The following is a 21,606-nucleotide window of genomic DNA, read 5'->3' on the forward strand; positions in this document are numbered from 1 at the left end:
CCGCCCGTCGTCTGCGCAATGACCTCCGACACGTACTGGATTCGGGGCGGTGCCGGGCGTTCCTGCGGTGACAGACTGGTCGCCGCAGGCAACGAGTGGCGTGAGGGAGGCGCGGGTGCGCTGGCGCAGTTTTGTCGCGGTCGGGGACAGCTTCACCGAGGGTATGGACGACGCGTACCCGGACGGCACCTTCCGGGGCTGGGCGGACCTGGTGGCGACCCGGCTCGCCGCCGACGCGGGGCCCGATTTCCGGTACGCGAACCTGGCCATCCGGGGCCGGCTCTTCCCCAGCGTGGTCGCCGAGCAGGTGCCCTCCGCCGTGGCGATGAAGCCGGATCTGATCAGTTTCGCGGCCGGTGGCAACGACGTGCTGCGCCGCACCTTCGACCCGGACACGCTTGTCGCCCGCTTCGACGAGGTGGTCCGGCAACTGCGCTCGGGCGGCGCGGACGTGCTTCTCTTCCGGTTCGCGGACGTGATGGCCCGCCTGCCCGGCCAACGCCTCGTCGCCCCCCGGGTGCAGCTGCTCAACCAGGCGGTCGGCGAGACCGCCGAGCGGCACGGCGCCATCATGGTCGACCTGTACGCCGACGACACGTTCCTCAACCCCATGCTCTGGAGCACCGACCGGCTGCACCTCTCCCCGGCCGGGCACCGCCGGGTCGCCGGGCAGGTGTTGAACGCCCTCGGGGTTGGTTGCGACGAGGAGTGGCTGATGGTTCCGCCGCACCCGGCGCCGTCGCCGTGGCTGGCCGCCCGCGCTTCCGACCTGCGGTGGGCCGGTCAGTACCTCGCCCCCTGGGTGAAGCGGCGGTTGACTGGTCGGTCGTCCGGCGACACGGTGACGGCGAAGCGCCCGCAACTCGGCCCGCTCGTCGACTGAGCATGCTCACCCTGCACACGGCGGCCCTGCTGCGCCGCGACCCCGACGGCGAGTCGTTGCCCGACCACGCCGTGCTGGTCAGTGGCGACCGGATCGAGGCCGTCGGCCCGCTCGCCGAGCTGAGTTCGGCGTACGCCAACGCCCGCGTTCGCCGCTGGCCCGGCACGCTGGGGCCGGGTCTGCTGCACGACGGTCCGCTGCCGCCCGCGCCGACCCCGCGTGAGCGGGTGCACGCGCTGCTGCGTACCGGGGTGACGGCGGTGCTGGCGGAACACCTGGCCGACCCCGCCCTGCGGGCCGCCGCCGAGCGTGGCGACCTGCTGGTGCTGGCCACCGCAGTGGCGCCGACGCTGCGGTCGGCCGGGCGGGCCGACCTCGCGGTGCACGGCGTCGACGGGACCTGTCTGGTGACCGTCGTCGCTGGTCGGATCGCCCACCGTCGCGCCTGAACGGCGTACCTTGGGGATCATGTCTGTGCCGAACGATCCCGATCCCCGCCTCCAGTCGTACGCGGACCCGCAGCGGCTGGTCACCACCGAGTGGCTGGCCGAGCATCTGGGCGATGAGGGCCTCGTCGTCGTCGAGTCCGACGAGGACGTGCTGCTCTACGAATCCGGTCACATTCCCGGTGCGGTCAAGGTCGACTGGCACCTGGAGCTGAACGATCAGGTGACCCGGGACTACCTGGACGCCAAGAGCTTCGCCGAGATGTGTGCCGCGAAGGGCATCGGCCGGGGCGACACTGTCGTCTTCTACGGCGACAACTTCAACTGGTGGGCGGCGTACGCCCTCTGGGTCTTCACGCTCTTCGGTCACGCCGATGTGCGACTGCTCGACGGCGGCCGGCAGAAGTGGATCGCCGAGGGACGCGAGGTGACCCGGGACAAGCCGGCTCGGCCGCGCGCCGACTACCCGGTGCCGCTGCGCGACGACGCGCCGCTGCGGGCCTTCCGTGAGCAGGTCATGGCGCACGTCGCCTCCGGTCGGCCACTGGTCGACGTCCGTTCGCCGGGTGAGTACACCGGCGAGATGCTGCACATGCCGGACTACCCGCAGGAGGGTGCGCTGCGCGGTGGACACATCCCGGGCGCGCTCAGCAAGCCGTGGAAGTCCGCCGCCAACGAGGACGGCACGTTCAAGTCGGCCGACGAGCTGAAGGCGATCTACGCCGACCAGCTGGGGCTGAGCCCGGACGACGACGTGATCGCGTACTGCCGGATCGGCGAGCGGTCCAGCCACACCTGGTTCGTGCTGCGGCACCTGTTGGGCTACCCGCAGGTGCGCAACTACGACGGCTCGTGGACCGAGTGGGGCAACCTGGTCCGGGCACCAGTCGTCAAGGGCGACCAGCCCGGCGGCCTGGCCGTCTGACCAAGCCGGCCACCGGTCGGTCGTCGTGTGATCGACTCGGGTTTCCTGATGTCGGGCCGTCCCGCTCGCTCGGACACCGCGATATCAACGAACCCGAGTCGATCACGTCGAGACGACGCGACCCTTGTCAGCTGGCGAGTGCGAACACGCCGCGCAGGTCGCGGACGATGCCGGTGATCTCGCCGGTCTCCGGGTGCCAGCGCGCCAGGGCGGCCGGTTCCAGCCGGAGCAGCACCGCGCCCTTGTTGTCCCAGCCCAGCACGACACAGCAGCCCTTGCTGCGATCCCGGCCCAGGTCGAGCAGGTGCAGCACGGCCCCGGTCCGCGCGTCCAGCACCGCGGCTCCCTCGGCACCGTCGATCTCGCTGCTGGTGATCCAGGCTGCCCGCGCCATTCGCTCGCCGTGCAGCCAGCCTCGGCCGTAGAACTCGTTGACCTGGTAGGGCGAGGGCAGCGCCGCGGCGGTGACCGGCTGTTCGGAGCGGAGTTCGCCCTCCCGGGCGGTCCGGGTGCGTAGCTTCAGGCTGGCCCCCTGGCCGTACATGTCGATCAACGGGGCCTCGCGGCCGGCGGCCGGGTCGGGGGCGATCAACTCCCAGGTCGACACGTCGATCGTGCTGGCCGCCCCGGTGACCCTGTCCACCGCGTACGTCCGGTCGTCACCCCCGACCAGCACCCGGTCGTGCGCCCACACCACCTGCTCCAGGTAGCCGTCGAGCGGTATCCGGCGAACGGCTGCGGTGGTGAGGTCGATCATGATCAGCTCTTTGGTCTGCGCGAACGCGGCCGACCGGCCGTCCGGCGACAGCACTCCCGGCTTCAGGGCCGTTGCCTCGTTGCCGCCCGCGTCCCGGGTGGGTGCCAGTGCCACCACGTCGAGGCTGCGCACCACGCCGTCGTTGCCGAGCACCCGAACCGGGCCGTCCTCGCTACCCTCCTCGGTCAGCGGCTGGAACAACGCCAGTGCCCGCTGGACCGGTCGCTCGGAGAGCGGCACTGTCGCCGGGTCGCCGAGCCTGGCCAACGGATCGGGCGGGAAGGTCAGCTCGGCGGGCGGTTTCTGCACCGGACCCGCGTGGGACGGGTCGACGGTCGGGGTCACCGTCGGGCCGACCGGAGGGGCCGGCGCCGGGTCGGCGGGCGGTCGCAGCGCCGCCACAGTGCCACCACCGACCAGCACCACGGCCAGAGCGACCACTGCGACGGCGCGCCGGGTACGCCGGGTACGGCGGGCCCGCTCCCATCCGGCGGCGGCCGGCTGGCTGGGGAGCACGTCCTCGACGCTGACGGTCAGCAGTCGGCGTAGTTCCTGCTCGTTCACGGGTTCACCTCCAGACCGCTGGCCAGATCGGCCGAGCCTCGGCCCGGTCGGGCATCGCGGGCGAGTTCCGGGGCGACCTCGCGGAGTCGGCGCAGCGCCGCATGGCACTGGCTCTTCACGGTGCCGACGGTCACCCCGAGCGCTTCGGCGGTGGCGACCTCGGTCAGGTCCTCGTAGTAGCGCAACACCAGCACGGCCCGCTGCCGCGGTGGCAGCAGGCCCAGCGCGTCGTGCATCGTCAGCCGTAACGCGCCGTCACGGTCGTGGGCCACCTGGTCCGGCGGCGCGGCGCTGAGCCATTCCCGCCGTCGGCGACGCCACCACGACACCGAGTCGCGGTAGAGGATGGCGCGCACGTACGCGGAGGGGTCGCCGTCGCGGACCGAGGACCAGCGCAGCGCCAGCTTCAGCAGCGCGTCCTGGAGGAGGTCTTCGGCCTGATGCCGGTTGCCGCAGATCAGGTAGGCCGCGCGGAGCAGCCGGTGCTGGTGGTTCTCCACGAAGGCGAGGTAGCCGTCGCGTCCGTCGTCCCTCGTCGGCGCCATCCGCCCCCCTCCCCGGCCGTCGCGCTGTACGCGTCATCTGGCAGACGCACGGGAGGTGGGAAAAGGTTGGGTCAGCTCGGTGGCGTTCCGGTCAGATAGCGCTGGAGGGTCGGCGCGATCCAGGAGACCAGCTCTTCCGGCGTGGTGTCCACCATGGGCGGCAGGCGGACGATGTATCGGGTGAAGGCGAGGCCGAGGACCTGACTGGCCACCAGGCCGGCCCGTCGGGCGGTCAGCGCCGGGTCGCTGCCGAACGTGGCCACCGCGGCGGTGAGCTGGTCGGCGAAGATGCCGCGCATGCGTTCGGCCGCACCGGGGTTGGTGCTGGCGGCCCGCAGCAGCGCCACCAGCGTCTCGTCGCCCTCCCAGCGGGCGAGGAAGTGCCGGACCAGCACCTCACCGAGTTGAGCGGGCGGCACCGAGGTCAGGTCGGGCAGGCGTAGGTCGAACTCGGCCGCCGCCGCGAAGAGCCCCTCCTTGCTGCCGTAGTAGCGCATCACCATCGACGGGTCGATCTGGGCGTCGGCGGCGATGGCCCGGATAGTGGCGCGCTCGTAGCCGTCGGCCGCGAACCGTTCCCGGGCCGCTCGCAGGATCGCCGCCCGGGTGGCGTCGGAGCGGCGGGGCTGGGTCGACTGCGCGGACGGGGTCATGCCAACGACCGTAGGCCAACAGGTGTTGACACGCAATCAGGAGGGCCCTAGCGTTGCCAACAAGTGTTTGCCAACAGATGTTGGCAATGGTTTCTGGAGGTGGCCATGCTGCCCACGAGCACCGACGTTCTGGTGGTGGGCGCCGGCCCCACCGGTCTCGCCACCGCGTTGACGTTGGCCCGGCGCGGGGTCGAGGTGACAGTGCTGGACCGGTTGGCCGCGCCGCCGACGACCTCCCGCGCCGCCGTCGTGCACGCGTACACCCTGGAGGTGCTGGACGGGATCGACGCCGCGGCGCCGCTGATCGCCGAGGCGGTGCGGACGCCGCGTTTCACGGTGCGCGACCGGGACCGGGTGCTGCTGTCGGTGCCGTTCCACGAGCTGCCGTCCCGCTTCCCCTACGCGCTGCTGGTCTCCCAGGCGGTCACCGAGGCAGTGCTCACCGAGAAGTTGGCCGAACTCGGTGTCCAGGTACGACGGCCGTGCCAGCTCACCGGGCTGAGCCGCGCCGGTGACGGCATGCTCGCGCAGGTCGACGACGAGGCGCTGCGGGCCCGGTTCGTGGTCGGCGCGGACGGCCTGCACAGCACGGTCCGGCAGTTGGCCGGCATCGGCTTCACCGGCGGCAGCGACGAGGAGTCCTTCGTGCTCGCCGACGTGCGGGTGCACAGTGTGCTGCCCCGCGACGAGGCGGCGCTCTTCCTCGCCCGGCCCGGACCGCTGGTCTGGGCACCACTGCCCGGTGGGGTGGTCCGGTTGGTCGCCGCCGTGGCGAGCGCCCCGGCCGAACCGGACGCGGCCTACCTCCAGGCGCTGCTCGACGAGCGCGGCCCGGCGCGACGACCCGACCGGGTGACCGAGGTGCTCTGGGGCTCCCGGTTCCGGGTGCACCACCGGATCGCCGACACCTTCCGCGCCGGGCCGGTGCTGCTGGCCGGCGACGCCGGGCACGTGCACAGCCCGGCCGGTGGGCAGGGCATGAACCTCGGCATCTGCGACGCGGTCGCGCTCGGCACCGCCGTGGCGGACGTGCTCGACGGCGGCCCGGAGACGCTGCTCGACGACTACAGCGCCCGGCAGCGGCCGATGGCCGAGGACGTGCTGAGCTTCGCCGCCGGGCTGACCAGGTTGGCCGGCGTCTCCCCGGCTCGTCGGCCCGCCCGGGACGTGCTGCTCCGGCTGCTCGGTGCCGTCCCACCGGCCCGTCGGCGCATCGCGCTGCGCCTGTCCGGGCTGTCGCACCGGGAGCGGACGCCGGGCTAGCCCGCGCGGCTCATCACGACGGGCGCGGTCGGTCGCAGTGTCCGCCACGCGGCGCCGGTGACCAGCGCGAACGTCGCCGCCGCCGCGCCCGCCACCGGCGCCGTGCCGTACGCCGCGGCGGCCAACCCGGCGAGCGCCGCCCCGAGCGGTGCGGTGAGCAGACCGACCATCCGCTGGGCCGCGCCGACCCGGCCCAGCAGTTCGCTCGGCACCTGCCGCTGCCCGTACGACGCCCACAGGCTGTTCCACACGACGGTGCCGGCGGCGAAGACGGCCAGCGCGATCCCGCCCGACACCGGATGCCGAGCCAGCGCGAACCCGGTCAGTGCCACGGTCTCCACGGCCAGCACCGCACGCAGCGCCGGCACCGTGCCGAGCCGGGCGGCGAGCCGCCCCGCACCGAGCGCCCCCGCCACGCCCCCGACGATGGCGGCGGCGGTGAACAGCCCGTACCCGGCCGGGGGCACCCGCAGCACGTCCAGCGCGTAGAGCACCAGCACCGCCATGATTCCGCTGATCGCCAGGTTGCTCGCGGCGGTGAGCAGCGTGACCCGCCACAGGGTCCGGTGCGCCCGCAGCCAACGCAGCCCTTCGACGATCTCGCTCCACACCGAGCCGCGCCGCCGCGCAGTCCCCGGGGTGATAGCGAGAGGCGGACTGAGAGCCAGCACGAGCAGGGCGGCCGCCGCGAAGGTCACGGCGTCGAGGGCGAACGGAAGGGCCGGGGCGACGGCGAACAGGACACCGGCGGCGGGCGCTCCGAGGAAGCCACCGGCCACCGCCGACCCCGCCTGGAGCCGGCCGTTCGCCCGGGGCAGCGCGTCCGGCGGCACCAACGCGGGGAGCAGCGCGAACGACGCGGAGTCGAAGAGAGTGCCCAGGGTGGCGAGCAGAAACGCCGCCACCAGCAGCACCAGGACACTGACCCGGTTGAGTGCGACCACCACGGCCAGCGCCGCCACCACGGCAGCGCGTACCCCGTCGACCACTGCCATCGTTCGACGGCGGTCCCAGCGGTCCGCGTACACACCGCCCAGCAGGCCGAAGAGCAGCGGCGGCAACTGCCCGACCACGGTGACCGCCGCGATGATCCGCGGATCACGGGTCACTGTCGCGGCCAGCAGGGCCAGTGCCGGGGTACGCAGCGCGTCCCCGAACCGGGACGAGACGGCCGCGGACCACAGGAGCCGGAAGTCCCGGCCCAGAGCGGAGGAAGTCATGCCGGCGACCGTGCCGGTTCGACCGGGTCGAGGGTCAAGCCGCCGGGCAGAAGGGGACCGCGCCTGTCGGTGATCATGGGTACGGTGAGCGCCGGCATCGGGACCGGGGAGACATCAGGCGTGGACCACACTTTCCAGGTCGACCTACGTGGCGTGGTTGACCTGCTCAGTCATCACCTCTACGGCAGCCCGCGGGTCTACGTCCGCGAGCTGCTCCAGAACGCGGTGGACGCGATCACCGCCCGACGCAGGACCGAGCCGGACGCGCCGGCGCTGGTACGCATCGAACCCCCGGACAGCACCGGCGACGGCACGCTACGGGTGCACGACACCGGCATCGGTCTGACCGAGGCGCAGGTGCACGAGCTGCTGGCCACCATCGGCCGCAGCTCGAAGCGCGACGAGCTCGGTTTCTCCCGGCACGAGTTCCTCGGCCAGTTCGGCATCGGCCTGCTCTCCTGCTTCCTGGTGGCCGACGAGATCCAGGTGCTCACCAGGCACGGCGACAACCCCACGGTTCGCTGGACCGGGTACGCCGACGGCCGCTACGCGGTGACGGTGGCCCCGCCGGAAGCCGCCCGCGCCGAGCCGGGCACCACCGTCACGCTGGTGCCCCGCCGCGACGCGGACCAGTGGTTCACCACAGCGACAGTCACCGACCTGGCCCGGCTCTTCGGCGCGCTGCTGCCGGTCACCGTCCGCGTCGGCGACGTCGTCACCACCACCGGGGAGCCGCCCTGGCCGACCACGCCGGGTGCGCCACTGGACCGCGCGGCGCTGATCCGCTACGCCCGGGAGACGCTCGGCGTGGACCCGTTCGACGTCCTGCCGCTGGCCGTGCCGGAGGCCGGGCTGACCGGTGTCGCCGTCATCCTGCCGACGCCGGTGAACCCGGCGGCCCGGGCCGGGCACCGCGTCTACCTCAAGCGGATGCTGCTCACCGAGAACGCCGACGGGCTGCTGCCGGAGTGGGCGTTCTTCGCGCACTGCGTGGTGGACGCGACCGAGCTGCGCCCGACCGCCAGCCGGGAGGCCCTCTACGAGGACACCCTGCTGACGGCGACCCGGGAGGCGCTCGGCGACCAGGTGCGCGGCTGGCTGGTCCGGTTGGCCCGGCACGACCCGCACCGGCTGGCCGAGTTCCTCCAGGTGCACCACCTCGGCGTGAAGGCCCTGGCGCTGCACGACGACGAGATGCTCCGGCTGGTCGACCGGTGGTGGCCCATGGACACCAACGTCGGCACGCTCACCCTCGCCGAGTTCCGCGAACGCCACGGCGTGGTCCGCTACGCGGCGAGCCTCGACGAGTTCCGTCAGCTCGCCGCGGTCGCCGCCGCGCAGGACCTGGCTGTGGTCAATGCCGGCTACACGTACGACACCGAACTGATCGAGCGGCTGCCGGTGGTGGACCGCTCGGTGCTGATCGAACGGCTGGAACCGAGCGACCTGACCACCCGGTTCGACGCGCTCGACCCGCAGGTGGAGTTGGCGCTGCGACAGTTCCTCACGGCGGCGCAGCGGGCCGTCGAGCGTTCCGGCTGCGAGGTGGTCATCAGGGCGTACGACCCGGTCTCGCTGCCCGCGCTCTACCTGGTCAGCCGGTCGGCGGCGTTCAACGACCAGCTCGCCGCCAGTCGGGACCGGGCCGACGAACTGTGGGGCGGAGTGCTCGACGCGCTCGCCGCCACCGCCCCGCCGGACCGTCCGCAGTTGGTGCTCAACCACCGCAACCCGCTGGTACGACGGGTGACCATGCTGGGCGACCCGGAGCTGGTCGGTCTGGCCATCGAGGCGCTGTACGGGCAGGCGCTGCTGCTCGGCCACCATCCGATCCGCGCGGCCGACGCCGCGCTGCTGAACGATTCCTTCCTCGGCCTGCTCGGCCGGGCTGTCCCGGGACGGGAGTGAGCATGAGCGACGAGGATCTGTGGCGGGTGCTGCGCGGCATCGCCGACATGCCGTACGGGGCGGGGCAGATCGCCGCGCTGGAGCAACTGCTGCGCCGGGTGGACGCCGCCGACGACCGGCACCTTGCGTTCGTCACCCGCATGCAGGCCACCACCGGCTACATCTACGGCGGTGAGCCGGCCAAGTCCTTCGTGACCTTCTCCTGGTGCCTGTCCGAGTTCGACAGGGACCCGCAGCCCTACCATCAGCGCCACCTGCACCAGCTGCTGTGGCACTTCAAGTACATGGCGTCCGGCCTGCTGAAGTTCCCCGAGGTGCCACTGGACCGCACGTACGCGGTGCTGGACGACATGGAGCGGCGCTACCGGGCCGGCGGGCACAGCCTTCAGGCAGTGCACAAGCACCGGTTCCGGGTTGCCGAGCACGTGGGCGACGTCGAGGCCGCCGCGCACTGGTACCGGCTCTGGCAGACCACCCCTCGCGACGAACTCTCCGACTGCGCAGGCTGTGATCCGACGAGCCAGGTGAGCTACCTCGCCGACACCGGCCGGGACGCCGAGGCGGTGGCGCTGGCCGAGCCGGTGCTCGCCGGTCGGCTCACCTGCACCGAGCAGCCGCAGGCGATCCTCACCGCGCTGCTCCTGCCGTACCTGCGCACCGGGCGGGCCGAGGAGGCGCGGGACGCGCACCGGGAGGCGTACCGCCGGCTGCGCGGCAACCTCGCGGACCTGTGGGACATCGCGGACCACATCGAGTTCTGCACGCTGACCGGCAACGAGGCGCGGGCGGTCGAGCTGGTCGAGCGGCACCTGGACTGGCTGGACCGGCCGCCGTCGCCGGCCGCCGCCATGCACTTCGCGGCGGCGTCCTCCGCAGCGCTGCGTCAGGCCGGGCCGTCGACCGTGTACCGCCGGGCCGCCGAGGGCCGGCCGGCCGCCGAGGTGTCGGCGGCGTCGTTGGCGGACGAACTGGCCGAGACGGCGGACGGTCTGGCCGCCCGCTTCGACGCCCGTAACGGCACGAGCCAGCAGTCGGAGTGGATCGCTCGTCGGCTCGCCGCGCAGGCGAGCGGGGAGCATGTAGCCCTGTCGGCGAGCGTCCGTCGCCGCCCGACCCGCCCGGTCGCGGAGCAGTCGGTCGTCGGGGCGGGCACACCAGCGTCGTCAGCCGACCGGGCCCGGCGAGTGCGAAGCGGCGGGGCTGAACCACAGGCCGTGACCCTGCCGGTCGACGCCGGCCCGGACGATCTGCTGGACCTCGCGGAGCAGAGCTGGGGTCGGCACGACCGGGCCACCTTCCGGGCGGCGCTGGTCGCCTTCGACGACCGGTTCGGCTCCGCCGAGCTGTCCGCCCGCACGTCCGCGCACCGGCTGGCGCTGCGCGCGTCGGAGCGTGGCGACGAGGACGACATCGATGGTGCGATCAAGCTGAATCGGGCGGCGGTGGAGCTGTACCGGGAGGCGGGCGAGGAGGTGGCCGCCCAGACGGTCGCCGGGCGGCTCGGCGTGCTGTTGACCCGGTCCGACGAGGAAAGCGAGGAAGGCCTGCTGCTGGTCCGGGAGGCGGCCGAGGTCCTGGACCGGCTCGGCGACGCCCGGCAACGGGCGGCCGGACACGACCGGGTGGCTTTGGCGCTGCTGCACCGCGAGCGTTGGGCGGACGCGCTCGCCGCGCTCGACCGGGTACCGGCCGACGCGGGCGGCGACCGGCACCTGGCGGCCCGGATCGCACTGCACCGCGGGCACCTGCTGGAGCAGTTGGACCGCGTCGACGAGGCCCGCGCCGCCGTCGACGAGGCACGCCGGATCGGCCGGGAGTTGGGTGTCGGCGAGGTGGTCACGGGCGCAGCCCTGGCGTACGCGCGGCTGGTCGACGATCCGGCGGACGCCGTGACCGCCTGCGACGAGGCGTTGGAGGCGGCACCGGCGGACGCGGAGCTGCCGGTCCGGGTCGCTCGCGCCCGGGCGTTGCTGGCGGCCGGCCGGGCCCCGGACGCGGTGGACGACTTCGTCGAGGCGGTGACGCTGTGCGTGGAGCGGGGCGCCGAGGGGGACGCGTTCCTGCGGTGGGAGCTGGCGAACGCGTACCGGATGGTGGGCCGGCTCGCCGAGGCCGCCGAGGTCGCCGAGGAGGCCGTGCTCGGTCTGGATCGGCTGGGCGCCCAGGCGGAGGCCGACCGCTGCCGGCACCTGCTGGCTGGCGTCTACGCCGGACTTGGTGAGATCGATCCCGCGTTGGCCCTGTTGGAGCAGTTGGCCAGCAATCTGGACGGACCGGACAATCTTCCGCACCGGGCGCAGGTGCTGGAGGAGGCCGGCGGGATCCTTTACGACGCCGACCGGGACGCGGCGGCGGGCGAGCGGTTCGCCGCGGCGGCTGAGGCGTACCGGCTCGGTGATCTGCCGCTGGACGAGCTGCGTGCGCGCCGACGGGAGACGTACGCCTGGTTCTGGGCCGACGACCGGGACGCGGCGTTGCGCGCCGTCGAGGTGGTGGACGGGTTGGCGGCGAAGCTGGCCGGGCAGGCCGATCCGCCGGTGCTGTACGAGCTGGCGATGGCGGCCGAGGCCGGAGCGCGGGTGCTCACCGGGGAGGAGCGACTGGACGAGGCGCTGGGCCGGCTCACCGGGGTACCGGACCGGTTGCGCTCGATCGAGGCGTTCGGCGAGGCCGCCCAGGTGGAGGCCCTGATCGGTGAGCTGCTGCTGCGCCTGGACCGGCCGGCCGAGGCGGAACCGCTGCTGCGCCGCGTGCTCGGTGGGTTGCCGGCCGCTTCGCGGCAGGTCCGCCAGACGGCCTGGCTGCTGGCTAGGGCACTGGATCTGCTCGATCGACCCGCGGAAGCCGCCGCGCTGCGCGCGGAGCATGACCTGGACGAGGACGACTGACCTCGCCGGCCGCCCCTGGCCAGGTCAGGGGCGGCCCGGCCGGGGGCGGACGGAACTGACCGGCAACCATCGCGGGCTCGTCGCGGTCTAGGCTTGCCCGGTGACGGTGGAGCAGCAGGCACGGGGTGCGGCGGGTGCGGGCCGGCGCAGGTCCCGCAAGGACGAGATCCTGGAGATCGCGGTAGGTCTGTTCGCGGCGCGTGGTTATCACGGCGTGTCGATGGACGACATCGGCGCGGCCGCCGGGGTCACCGGTCCGGCGCTCTACCACCACTTCGCCGGCAAGGAAGCCATGCTGGCCGCCGCGCTGATTCCGGTCAGTGAGGGGTTGCTGGCCGGTGGGCGGGAACGCGCCGCCGGGGGTTCGGACGACCCGCGCGGGGTGCTGGAGTCGCTGATCGACTTCCACGTCGAGTTCGCGCTGGCCAACCCGGCGGTGATCGCGTTGCACCTGCACGAGCTGGACCGCCTGCCCGAGGAGCCGCGGCGCCGGATTCGTCGCCTGCAACGGCTCTACGTCGAGGATTGGGTGACAGTGCTCACCGCGCTGCACCCGGGGATGCCCGACGGTGAGGCGCGGGTGCTCGCGCACGCCGCGTTCGGCCTGATGAACTCGACGCCGTTCCTCGGTGGTGAGGTGGATCGGCGACGTCGCGCCGAGTTGCTGCGCGGCGCGACCCTGGCCGCGCTGCTCGCCTGAGCCGACTCGTCAGAACCGTGCCGGTCATGATTCCCTGACATCGTCCCACCATCCGGACGCCGGGAGGAAACATGATCGAGTCACTGCTGGTCGCCAATCGGGGCGAGATCGCCCGCCGGATCATCCGGACCGCCAAGCGGCTCGGCATCCGCGTGATCGCGGTGCACTCGGAGGCCGACGCCGACCTGCCGTTCGTCGCGGAGGCGGACGAGGCCGTCCTCATCGGCCCACCGAACCCGGCGCTGAGCTACCGCAACACCGAGGCGATCCTCGCCGCCGCGAAGTCGACGGGCGCGCAGGCGATCCACCCCGGGTACGGCTTCCTGTCGGAGAACGCCGAGTTCGCCCGTACCGTCGAGGCGAGCGGCCTGATCTGGGTCGGACCCGACGCGGACGCGATCACCGCGATGGGAGACAAGATCAACGCCCGGAACCTGATGGCGGCGGCCGGTGTTCCGGTCGCACCGGGTACCACAGACCCGGCCGCCGACCTGGACGCTGCGGTGACGGCCGCGGCCGAGATCGGCTACCCGGTGATGGTCAAGGCCGCCGCCGGCGGTGGCGGCATGGGCATGGGCGTGGCCGTCGACGAGGCGGCGCTGCGCACCGAGTACGACAAGGTGCGCGCGTTCGCCGAGCGGATGTTCGGCGACGGTTCGGTGTTGATCGAGCGGTACTTTCCCCGGGTACGGCACGTCGAGGTGCAGATCCTCGGCCTGGCCGATGGCCGGGTGGTGGCGCTCGGCGAGCGGGAGTGCTCGGTGCAGCGGCGCAACCAGAAGCTGGTCGAGGAGTCCCCGTCGCCGGCGGTCTCACCGGAGCTGCGATCCCGGCTGCTGGCGGCGGCGGTGCGGGCCGGCGAGGCGGTCGGCTACCGCAACGCGGGCACTGTGGAGTGCCTGCTCGACCCATCCACCGGCGAGTTCTTCTTCCTGGAGATGAACACGCGGTTGCAGGTGGAGCACCCGGTGACCGAGTACGTCTACGGCATCGACCTGGTCGAGGAGCAGTTGCGGGTGGCCTCCGGGTTGGCGCCGACGTTCGACCCGGACGCGTTGACCCCGGGTGGGCACGCCATCGAGATGCGGATCAACGCGGAGGACCCGAAGCGCTTCCTGCCCGGCCCGGGTGTGATCAGGACGTGGGTGGAGCCGACGGGCGAGGGGGTCCGGGTGGACTCCGGCTACACCGAGGGCAACACGGTCACCCCGTTCTACGACAGCCTGCTGGCCAAGCTGATCGTCAGCGGCGCGACCCGCGACGAGGCGCTCGATCGCGCGAAGGCAGCCGTCGCGGCCTTCCAGATCGAGGGCCCGAAGAACAACGTTCCCTTCTTCGCCGAGCTGCTCACCAACGACGAGTTTCTCTCCGGCGCCTACGACACCGGCATCGTCTCCCGCATGCGCTGACCGCCCCCCGCCCACCCGCGGTGATCAAGAGGTTTCCGTCAGGATCTGCCCCGCGGATGACGCAAACCTCTTGATCAACAGTGGGGTGGCATGCTGGGAGGACCCCCTAAGCGCTGCTTTCGTCACAGTGAGGTGACCCCTTATGGCGGACCTGCCAGATTCCGTCTCGATCCGCGAGGTTGGGCCGCGGGACGGGTTGCAGAACGAGGACCCGATCCCGACCGACGCCAAGGTGCGGCTGCTCGACGCCCTCTCCGGCACCGGCGTACGCCGAATCGAGGCGGTGTCGTTCGTGCACCCCAAGGCGATCCCGCAGATGGCCGACGCCGACGAGGTGTGGCAGCGGGCGGTGAAGGCCGACGGCGTGCGGTACTCCGCGCTGGTGCCGAACACCCGAGGCGCCCAGCGGGCCCTCGCCGCCGGATTCACCGAGATCGAGGTGGTGGTCTCGGCCAGCGACACCCACAACCGGCGCAACGTCAACCGGTCCACGGACGAGTCGCTGGACGACATCGCCGAGCTGATCGACCTGCTGCACGGTGCGTCGGCGCGGGTCGAGGTGATCGTGGCGACCAGCTTCGGCTGCCCGTACGAGGGGGACATCGACCCGCAGCGGGTGGCCGGGATCGTGGACCGGGTGGTCCGCGACGGCGCGGACCGGGTCGCGTTCGGCGACACCACCGGCATGGGCACCCCACGTCGGGTCCGCGAGCTGCTGACCGCGGTACGCGACAGCAACGCGCATGTGCCGGTCCTGCTGCACTTCCACAACACCCGGGGTACGGCGCTGGCCAACCTGCTGACCGCGCTGGAGCTGGGGGTGACCGAGTTCGACGCCAGCGTCGGTGGCCTCGGTGGCTGCCCGTACGCGCCGGGAGCGAGCGGCAACCTGGCCACCGAGGAGGCCGTGCACATGCTGCACGACATGGGCATCGACACCGGCATCGACCTGCCGGCCCTGATCGAGGCGGCGGAGCTGGCCGAGGAGTTGCTCGGCAAGAAGCTGCCGTCCGGTGTGCTGCGGGCCGGTCCGCGTACCCGGCTGACGCCGCTGCCGAGCTGAGGACGCGACGAAGGGGCCGGCGCGCGCGCCGGCCCCTTCCACGTGCCAGGTCGATCAGCTCACTGAGGTGAGGGCGCTCGGCCAACTGTCGCGGAAGATGTCCGCGCTGCGGTCCGTGGCGCTGAACGTGCCGGCGAAGAGGTTGCTCACCCGGCTCGCCTCGGCGGAGCTCGGGTAGGCGTTGGTGCAGCTGGTGCCGGCGCTGCCGCCGGACATCAGCAGGGCGCAGTTTCCGTTGTAGTTGTCCGGCAGGCCGAGGATGTGCCCGATCTCGTGGGTCATGATCCGCAGCACGCTGTACTGGGCGGCCTGCTGGGTGTCGATGTAGACCCGGCCGTTGCCCAGGCTGGTCCGCTGGGCGTACGAGCCGCCGCCGGTGATCCGGTAGATGCGCAGGTTGGAGCCGCAGTTGGCGGAGAGCGTCAGGTTGACGGTGGCGTTGTTCCAGATCGAGGCGGCCTGGTTGGCGACGCTGGCGTAGCTTCCCGCCTGGCTGGTGTTGTAGCAGATGGTCATGGCGGCGGACGCGGGCGACGGGTTGGCGACCGTGATGCCGAGGGTGGCGAGTGTCGTCGCGAGCAACGCGACGGCGAGCCGGTTGAGTCGTGAGGTCATCGCTGACTCCGATCTGGGAGGAGGGGTGCCAGGAGCCTAGCGATGTGTATTCACGTTTTTCAATGTCTTGCTCTCGGCTTCGCTGTCTGGTTCGCTCGTAGGTCGCCGACAACCGCGCCGATGCGCTAGCCTAACGATCGTTCAGGTCAGTATGGCGGAGGAGTCGGCGTGACGCTCGACGGTGAGGCACTGGAGCAGCTGCGCAAGCGGGCCCGGTCCGGCGGCGCGGACAAGTACCACGCGGCCAACGCGGCCAAGGGCAAGCTCTTCGCCCGTGAACGGGTCGCGCTCCTGGTCGACGAGGGCTCGTTCGTCGAGGACGGCCTCTACGCCAACGCGCTCGCCGAGGGGCTGCCCGCCGACGGCGTGGTGACCGGCACCGCCACGATCGACGGCCGACAGGTCTGCCTGATGGCCAACGACTCCACAGTCAAGGCCGGCAGCTGGGGCGCCCGCACCGTCGAGAAGATCATCAGGATCATCGAGCGGGCGTACGGCGCCGGCGTGCCGATGGTCTACCTGGTCGACTCGGCCGGCGCCCGGATCACCGACCAGGTCGATCTCTTCCCCGGTCGACGCGGCGCCGGGAAGATCTTCTGGAACCAGGTTCGCGCCTCCGGCTCGATCCCACAGGTCTGCGCGCTGTTCGGCCCGAGCGCCGCCGGTGGTGCCTACATCCCGGCGTTCTGCGACGTGGTGGCGCTGGTCGACGGCAACGCCAGTATGTACCTCGGTTCCGACCGGATGGTCGAGATGGTCACCGGCGAGAAGACCACCCTGGAGGCGATGGGCGGGGCGAAGGTGCACACCGCCGAATCCGGCGTGGGGCACTTCCTCTGCAAAACCGAGGCCGACGCGCTCGATGTCGTGAAGACCTACCTGTCGTACCTGCCGGCGAACTGGACGCAGGCGCCGCCGACCGCACCGGCGGTCGCCGCGTCCGCGAAGGTCGACCTGGCCGCGTTGGTGCCGGCCAGCGAGCGGCAGGCGTTCGACATGCGGCGGTACGTCAAGGGCCTGCTCGACGAGGGTTCGTTCTTCGAGATCCAGGCGCTCTGGGCCAAGGAGTTGACCATCGGCTTCGGCCGTCTCGACGGTCAGGTCGTCGGCGTGGTCGGCAACAACTCGATGTTCAAGGGCGGCGTGCTCTTCGTCGACTCGGCCGACAAGGCGACCCGGTTCGTGCAGCTCTGCGACGCGTTCAACGTGCCGCTGCTGTTCCTCAGCGACGTGCCCGGCTTCATGGTCGGCAGCGTGGTGGAGAAACAGGGCATCATCCGGCACGGCGCCAAGATGATCACCGCGATCTCCGAGGCGACCGTGCCGAAGATCTGCGTGGTGGTCCGCAAGGCGTACGGCGCCGGTCTCTACGCGATGGCCGGCCCCGGGTTCGAGCCGGACGCCACGATCGCGCTGCCGAGCGCGAAGATCGCCGTGATGGGCGCCGAGGCCGCAGTGAACGCGGTCTACGCCAACAAGATCGCCGCGATTGCGGACGAGGACGAGCGGGCGGCCTTCGTCGCCGCCAAGCGGGCCGAGTACGAGCAGGACATCGACGTCGTCCGGCTGGCCAGTGAGCTGGTGGTGGACGCCATCGTCGAGCCGCACGACCTGCGCACCGAGCTGGTCCGTCGATTCGCGGCGGCGCGTACCAAGGATCGGCACTTCTCCCGCCGTCGGCACGGCGTCACCCCGGTCTGATCATCGACTCGGGCCCGCACAGCGACCCGCCCGCCGGCGTCACGAGCGCCGAGGCGGACCGTCCTTACAGGAGGATGAGATGGACTTCCGGCTCACCGACGAACAAGCGGCGCTGCGCGAGAGCGTGCGGGAGTTCGCCCGCGAGGTGATCGCCCCGGTCATCGCCGAGCACTACGAGCAGCACACCTTCCCGTACGAGGTGATCCGGCAGATGGGCAAGATGGGTCTGTTCGGCCTGCCCTTCGCCGAGGAGCACGGCGGCATGGGCGGCGACTACTTCGCGCTCTGCCTGGCCCTGGAGGAGTTGGCCCGGGTCGACTCCAGCGTGGCCATCACGTTGGAGGCGGCGGTCTCGCTGGGCGCGATGCCGATCTACCGCTTCGGCACCGAGGAGCAGAAGGCGACCTGGCTGCCCCGGCTGCTCAGCGGCGAGGCGCTGGCCGGCTTCGGTCTCACCGAGCCGGGCACCGGCTCGGACGCCGCCGGCACGCAGACCCGGGCGGTGCTGGACGGCGACGAGTGGGTGATCAACGGGTCGAAGGCGTTCATCACCAACTCGGGCACCGACATCACGGCCATGGTCACGGTCACCGCGGTGACCGGCATGAACCCGGACGGCTCCAAGGAGTTGTCGACGATCATCGTGCCGACCGGCACGCCCGGGTTCACCGTCGCGCCCGGCTACTCCAAAGTGGGCTGGACCGCCTCGGACACCCACGAGCTGACCTTCGACGACTGCCGGGTGCCGGCCGCCAACCTGCTCGGCGCGCGGGGTCGGGGTTTCGCGCAGTTTCTGCGGATCCTCGACGAGGGCCGGATCGCCATCGCCGCGCTCGCCGTCGGCCTCGCGCAGGGCTGTGTCGACGAGTCGATCAAGTACGCGAAGGAGCGGCACGCCTTCGGTCAGCCGATCGGCGCCAACCAGGCCATCCAGTTCAAGATCGCCGACATGGAGCTGAAGGCACACACCGCTCGCCTGGCGTACTACGACGCCGCCGCGCGGATGCTGGCCGGCGAGCCGTTCAAGCGGCAGGCCGCCATCGCCAAACTGCACGCCAGCACGATCGCTGTGGACAACGCCCGGGAGGCCACCCAGATCCACGGCGGGTACGGCTTCATGAACGAGTACCCGGTGGCCCGGTTCTGGCGTGACTCCAAGATCCTGGAGATCGGCGAGGGCACCAGTGAGGTGCAACGCATGATCATCGCCCGGGATCTGGGCCTCTGAGTGGCCCAGCCGAACTGATCGGCCGGTCGTCCCGGACGGACTGTCCGTACGGCTGTCGGGTTTCGGCGAGCGGGCGTCAGTAGCCCGACGTTCGACTGCCGACGGTCGGAGTCCATCCGTACTCTTCGTGCCCATGACTCCGGATCATGACTGGTCGCGGAGCCCGGCTGGACGTACCACTCTGCCGGAGCTGCTCCGCGGGCATCGACGCGCCGCCGGCCTCACCCAGGCCGAGCTGGCGTCCCGGGCCGGGGTGGGTGTGCGGACAGTGCGTGATCTGGAGCGTGGCCGGTCGATCCGGCCACAACGCACCACTGTCGAGCTGCTCGCCGGTGCGCTGGCGCTGACCGGCACCAGTCGGGCGGCGTTCCTGGCCGCGGCCCGCGGCGCCGGTGCCGAACCGGCCTCGCCGGACGCCACCTCGACGACGTTCGCGGTCGGCGGCAACGCCACGTCGGCGGCCGCACCCGCCGACCCGTCGGTCGCGCTCCCGCCGCCGGTCGCGTTGATCGGCCGGGAGCGCGACCTCACCGAGCTGGCCGGGATGCTGAACGCGGAGCGAGGACCCCGGTTGGTCAGCCTCGTCGGGTTGGCCGGCGTCGGCAAGACCGCCCTGGCGACGTCGGTGGCGCACCGGGTGGCCGCCGCTCACCCGGCCGGTGTCGCCGGGGTGCTGGTGGGCGAAGGCGCAGACGGTCCGGACGTGCTCGCCGCCTCGATGTCCATGCTCGGCGTGGCACGCCTGTCCGAACTCGTGGCGCTGCTCGCCGGGCGGCCGACGCTGCTGGTGATGGACGCGGTGGAGCGCGCCCCGGGCCCGGTGGCCGCGACAGTGCACCGGTTGCTCGGCGCACTGCCCTCGCTGCGGGTGCTGGTCACCGGGCGGCACCCGGTCGGGTTGCCCGGTGAGCGGGTCTGGCCGGTCGCACCGCTCGACGTGCCACCAGCGGAGGCCGAGCACTCCGGGCTCGAATCGTGGCCGGCGGTCGCGTTGTTCACCGCCCGGCTCGCTCAGGTCCGCCGCGAGCCACCCACCCCCGCTGAGCTGCCTGCGCTCGCCGCGTTGGTGCGCCGGTTGGGTGGGCTGCCGTTGGCCATCGAGCTGATGGCCGCCCGGGGCCGTCTCCTCGACCTCACCGAACTGCTCGACCGGTACGGCGACCGGGTGCTCGACCTGGCCACTCCCGCCGACGCGTCCGCCCACCCGGCCTGGGACGCACCGGAGCCGCTCAGCAGCCGGACGAGCGGACCCGACACCCGTGCGGCGGTCTCGGTCGCCGTCACCCTGCGGGATGCGGTGGCGTTCAGCTACCGCCTGTTGGCGTCGGACGAACAGGCCGCGCTGCGGCAACTGGCCGTCTTCGGCAACCGGTGGTCGGTCGAGTTGGCCGAGGAGATGCTCGCCGACGAGGCCGACCGGGACGGCACTGTGGCGATCGACCCGGTTCCACTGTTGGACCGCTTCGTCGAGTTGGGGCTGCTGAGCGTACGCGGAACCGGGTCGTTCCGGTTCCGGCTGCTCGACGCGGTCCGTGACTACGCCGTCGAGCAGGCGGCCGGTGCAGGTGAGCTGACCTGCATCCGCCGTCGACACGCGGAAGTCATCGCGCGCCTGGTGGCCCGTACCGCCACCGACCTGATCGGCCCACGGTTACCCGACGCGGTGCACCGGCTGGACGAGATGAGCAGCGACATCAGCTCGTCGTTGGCCCACGCGGCTACCGACGACCCGTTGACCGCGCTGCGGCTGGCGGCCTGCCTGACCCGGTGGTGGCGGTTCCGCGGACGCGACGTCGTCGGGCGGCAGTGGTTACGGCGGCTGCTGGCGGACCCGCGGACCGCCGACGCCGATCCTCTTCTGCGTGCCTGGGCCGCCCTCGGGGTCGCCCGGCTCGCGGCGGAGCACGGCGCGGGCGCCGAGGAGTTGTCGACGGCCCGTGCGGCGTTGGACACCTTCCGGCAGGCCGGCGACGTCACCGGAGAGTTGGAGGCGCGAAACGTGCTCGGCACCCTGCTGATCTCCGTCGGGCTGCAGGACGAGGCGCGCGAGCAGGCCGAGGCGCTGCTGCGGTTGGCCGCCCGCAACGGGCGGACCCGGGACCTGGCGGTGGCCCAGAACAGCCTCGCCTGGCACGAGATCCGCGTGGGCGATCTGGCCGCCGCCCGCCGCCGGCTCGCCGCGGTGGACCGACTCGCCGCCGAGAGTGGGGAGCAGCGACTGCGGGTGCTGGGCTGGGCCAATCGAGCCGAGGTCGCCCGACTGGAGGGCTGGTACGCGGACGCCATCGATCGTGGCCGGCGAGCGATCGCGGCCCTGTCCGAGTTGGGTGATCCCGGGCGTCGCCGTCGGGTGCTCGGGACCGTCGGGCTGGCGCTCGCCCAGGACGGGCGAGCCGCGGAGGCGACCGAGGTGCTGACCGAGCTGCGCGCCGGGGGCGTGGAGGCGCTGCCGGCGCGACCGACCGTGCCGCGCCAGCGCCCGGACGACGCGGCGCTGGCCTGGGGTGGGCCGGAGGCCGGGCTCTGTGCGCTGATCGAGGGGAACCTGGCGCTGCACCGGGGCGACCGGGAGTTGGCTGCCGAGTGGTTCGCGGCCGCCGCTGACCATGCGGGGCAGGATCGCCGCGACGTGGTGGAGGCTTTGGTTGGGCTGGCTGCGAGCACTGCGGACCCGTCAGTGCTCGATCGACTGGACCGGGTCTGTGCGGAGGGCGGCATCCGGCTGTTGCCGCAGGAGTCGGGCCTGCTCTACGCGCTGATCGCCGCCCGAGGCGGACCGGCTCAGTAGCCTGCGCTCTCCCCGAGCGGATCGCGACGGGAGAGTGGCGCGGGCGAAGA

Annotated in this window: 17 protein-coding genes; 12 read left to right on the forward strand and 5 right to left on the reverse strand. The window is 72.3% G+C overall.

From position 1 onward, the window contains the following. Positions 1–115 precede the first annotated feature (115 nt). Genes MED15_RS20950 through MED15_RS20960 form a run of 3 tightly spaced genes read left to right on the forward strand, consistent with a single transcriptional unit; the run spans position 116 to position 2,254 of the window. The gene (locus tag MED15_RS20950; protein WP_112583954.1) at positions 116–883 is read left to right on the forward strand and encodes an SGNH/GDSL hydrolase family protein; all 768 of its coding nucleotides are present in this window, start codon (positions 116–118) and stop codon (positions 881–883) included. Between the two features lie 2 nt (positions 884–885). Further along, complete coding sequence (locus MED15_RS20955; RefSeq protein WP_112699499.1) at positions 886–1,332, forward strand: imidazolonepropionase-like domain-containing protein; 447 nt, start codon at positions 886–888, stop codon at positions 1,330–1,332. A gap of 19 nt (positions 1,333–1,351) precedes the next feature. Further along, entirely contained in the window at positions 1,352–2,254 is a 903-nt protein-coding gene (locus MED15_RS20960) for a sulfurtransferase (RefSeq protein ID WP_112699498.1), read from the forward strand. Positions 2,255–2,381: 127 nt separating this feature from the next. Here MED15_RS20960 and MED15_RS20965 read toward each other — a convergent pair whose 3' ends face one another. The 3 genes from MED15_RS20965 to MED15_RS20975 all read right to left on the reverse strand — a co-directional run bounded on the left by MED15_RS20965 (position 2,382) and on the right by MED15_RS20975 (position 4,773). Next, positions 2,382–3,575: a hypothetical protein gene (locus tag MED15_RS20965; protein WP_112736718.1), complete on the reverse strand. Its 1,194-nt coding sequence runs from the start codon at positions 3,573–3,575 to the stop codon at positions 2,382–2,384. Continuing rightward, positions 3,572–4,120 (reverse strand): SigE family RNA polymerase sigma factor, encoded by a 549-nt coding sequence (locus MED15_RS20970; RefSeq protein ID WP_112583958.1) that lies wholly within the window; start codon positions 4,118–4,120, stop codon positions 3,572–3,574. The genes MED15_RS20965 and MED15_RS20970 overlap by 4 nt, the downstream gene beginning before the upstream one ends. A gap of 71 nt (positions 4,121–4,191) precedes the next feature. After that, positions 4,192–4,773: a TetR/AcrR family transcriptional regulator gene (locus tag MED15_RS20975; protein WP_112583959.1), complete on the reverse strand. Its 582-nt coding sequence runs from the start codon at positions 4,771–4,773 to the stop codon at positions 4,192–4,194. Positions 4,774–4,878: 105 nt separating this feature from the next. Between MED15_RS20975 and MED15_RS20980 the strand changes: the two genes are divergently transcribed. After that, positions 4,879–6,036 carry an FAD-dependent oxidoreductase gene (locus tag MED15_RS20980; RefSeq protein WP_112736747.1) on the forward strand — a complete coding sequence of 386 codons (1,158 nt, stop codon included), beginning with the start codon at positions 4,879–4,881 and terminating at the stop codon, positions 6,034–6,036. Here the strand turns inward: MED15_RS20980 and MED15_RS20985 are convergent. Continuing rightward, positions 6,033–7,256 (reverse strand): MFS transporter, encoded by a 1,224-nt coding sequence (locus tag MED15_RS20985; RefSeq protein WP_112583960.1) that lies wholly within the window; start codon positions 7,254–7,256, stop codon positions 6,033–6,035. The two genes, MED15_RS20980 and MED15_RS20985, sit on opposite strands and share 4 nt — an antisense overlap. Before the next feature lie 120 nt (positions 7,257–7,376). On the opposite strand from MED15_RS20985, the gene MED15_RS20990 reads away from it, so the two are divergent. From MED15_RS20990 to MED15_RS21010, 5 genes are all read left to right on the forward strand, one after another. Further along, on the forward strand, positions 7,377–9,164 hold the full coding sequence (locus MED15_RS20990; protein WP_112584013.1) for an HSP90 family protein: 1,788 nt from the start codon (positions 7,377–7,379) through the stop codon (positions 9,162–9,164). Positions 9,165–9,166: 2 nt separating this feature from the next. Then, positions 9,167–12,052: a hypothetical protein gene (locus MED15_RS20995; RefSeq protein ID WP_112736720.1), complete on the forward strand. Its 2,886-nt coding sequence runs from the start codon at positions 9,167–9,169 to the stop codon at positions 12,050–12,052. A gap of 100 nt (positions 12,053–12,152) precedes the next feature. Continuing rightward, positions 12,153–12,752, forward strand: a complete 600-nt coding sequence (locus MED15_RS21000; RefSeq protein WP_112736722.1) for a TetR/AcrR family transcriptional regulator — start codon at positions 12,153–12,155, stop codon at positions 12,750–12,752. 71 nt (positions 12,753–12,823) lie between these two features. Beyond that, positions 12,824–14,161 carry an acetyl-CoA carboxylase biotin carboxylase subunit gene (locus MED15_RS21005; protein WP_112699494.1) on the forward strand — a complete coding sequence of 446 codons (1,338 nt, stop codon included), beginning with the start codon at positions 12,824–12,826 and terminating at the stop codon, positions 14,159–14,161. Positions 14,162–14,303: 142 nt separating this feature from the next. Then, complete coding sequence (locus MED15_RS21010) at positions 14,304–15,224, forward strand: hydroxymethylglutaryl-CoA lyase (RefSeq protein ID WP_112601220.1); 921 nt, start codon at positions 14,304–14,306, stop codon at positions 15,222–15,224. Between the two features lie 54 nt (positions 15,225–15,278). On the opposite strand, the gene MED15_RS21015 is transcribed toward MED15_RS21010, so the two are convergent. Then, the gene (locus tag MED15_RS21015; RefSeq protein WP_112583964.1) at positions 15,279–15,839 is read right to left on the reverse strand and encodes a snapalysin family zinc-dependent metalloprotease; all 561 of its coding nucleotides are present in this window, start codon (positions 15,837–15,839) and stop codon (positions 15,279–15,281) included. A gap of 168 nt (positions 15,840–16,007) precedes the next feature. On the opposite strand from MED15_RS21015, the gene MED15_RS21020 reads away from it, so the two are divergent. From MED15_RS21020 to MED15_RS21030, 3 genes are all read left to right on the forward strand, one after another. Next, positions 16,008–17,540: an acyl-CoA carboxylase subunit beta gene (locus MED15_RS21020; RefSeq protein ID WP_112736724.1), complete on the forward strand. Its 1,533-nt coding sequence runs from the start codon at positions 16,008–16,010 to the stop codon at positions 17,538–17,540. 79 nt (positions 17,541–17,619) lie between these two features. Next, entirely contained in the window at positions 17,620–18,768 is a 1,149-nt protein-coding gene (locus MED15_RS21025; protein WP_112736726.1) for an acyl-CoA dehydrogenase family protein, read from the forward strand. Between the two features lie 133 nt (positions 18,769–18,901). Further along, positions 18,902–21,556 carry an ATP-binding protein gene (locus MED15_RS21030; RefSeq protein ID WP_112736728.1) on the forward strand — a complete coding sequence of 885 codons (2,655 nt, stop codon included), beginning with the start codon at positions 18,902–18,904 and terminating at the stop codon, positions 21,554–21,556. Positions 21,557–21,606 lie beyond the last annotated feature (50 nt).

This window comes from Micromonospora noduli, from assembly GCF_003264475.1.
In the GTDB taxonomy this organism is placed as follows: domain Bacteria; phylum Actinomycetota; class Actinomycetes; order Mycobacteriales; family Micromonosporaceae; genus Micromonospora; species Micromonospora noduli.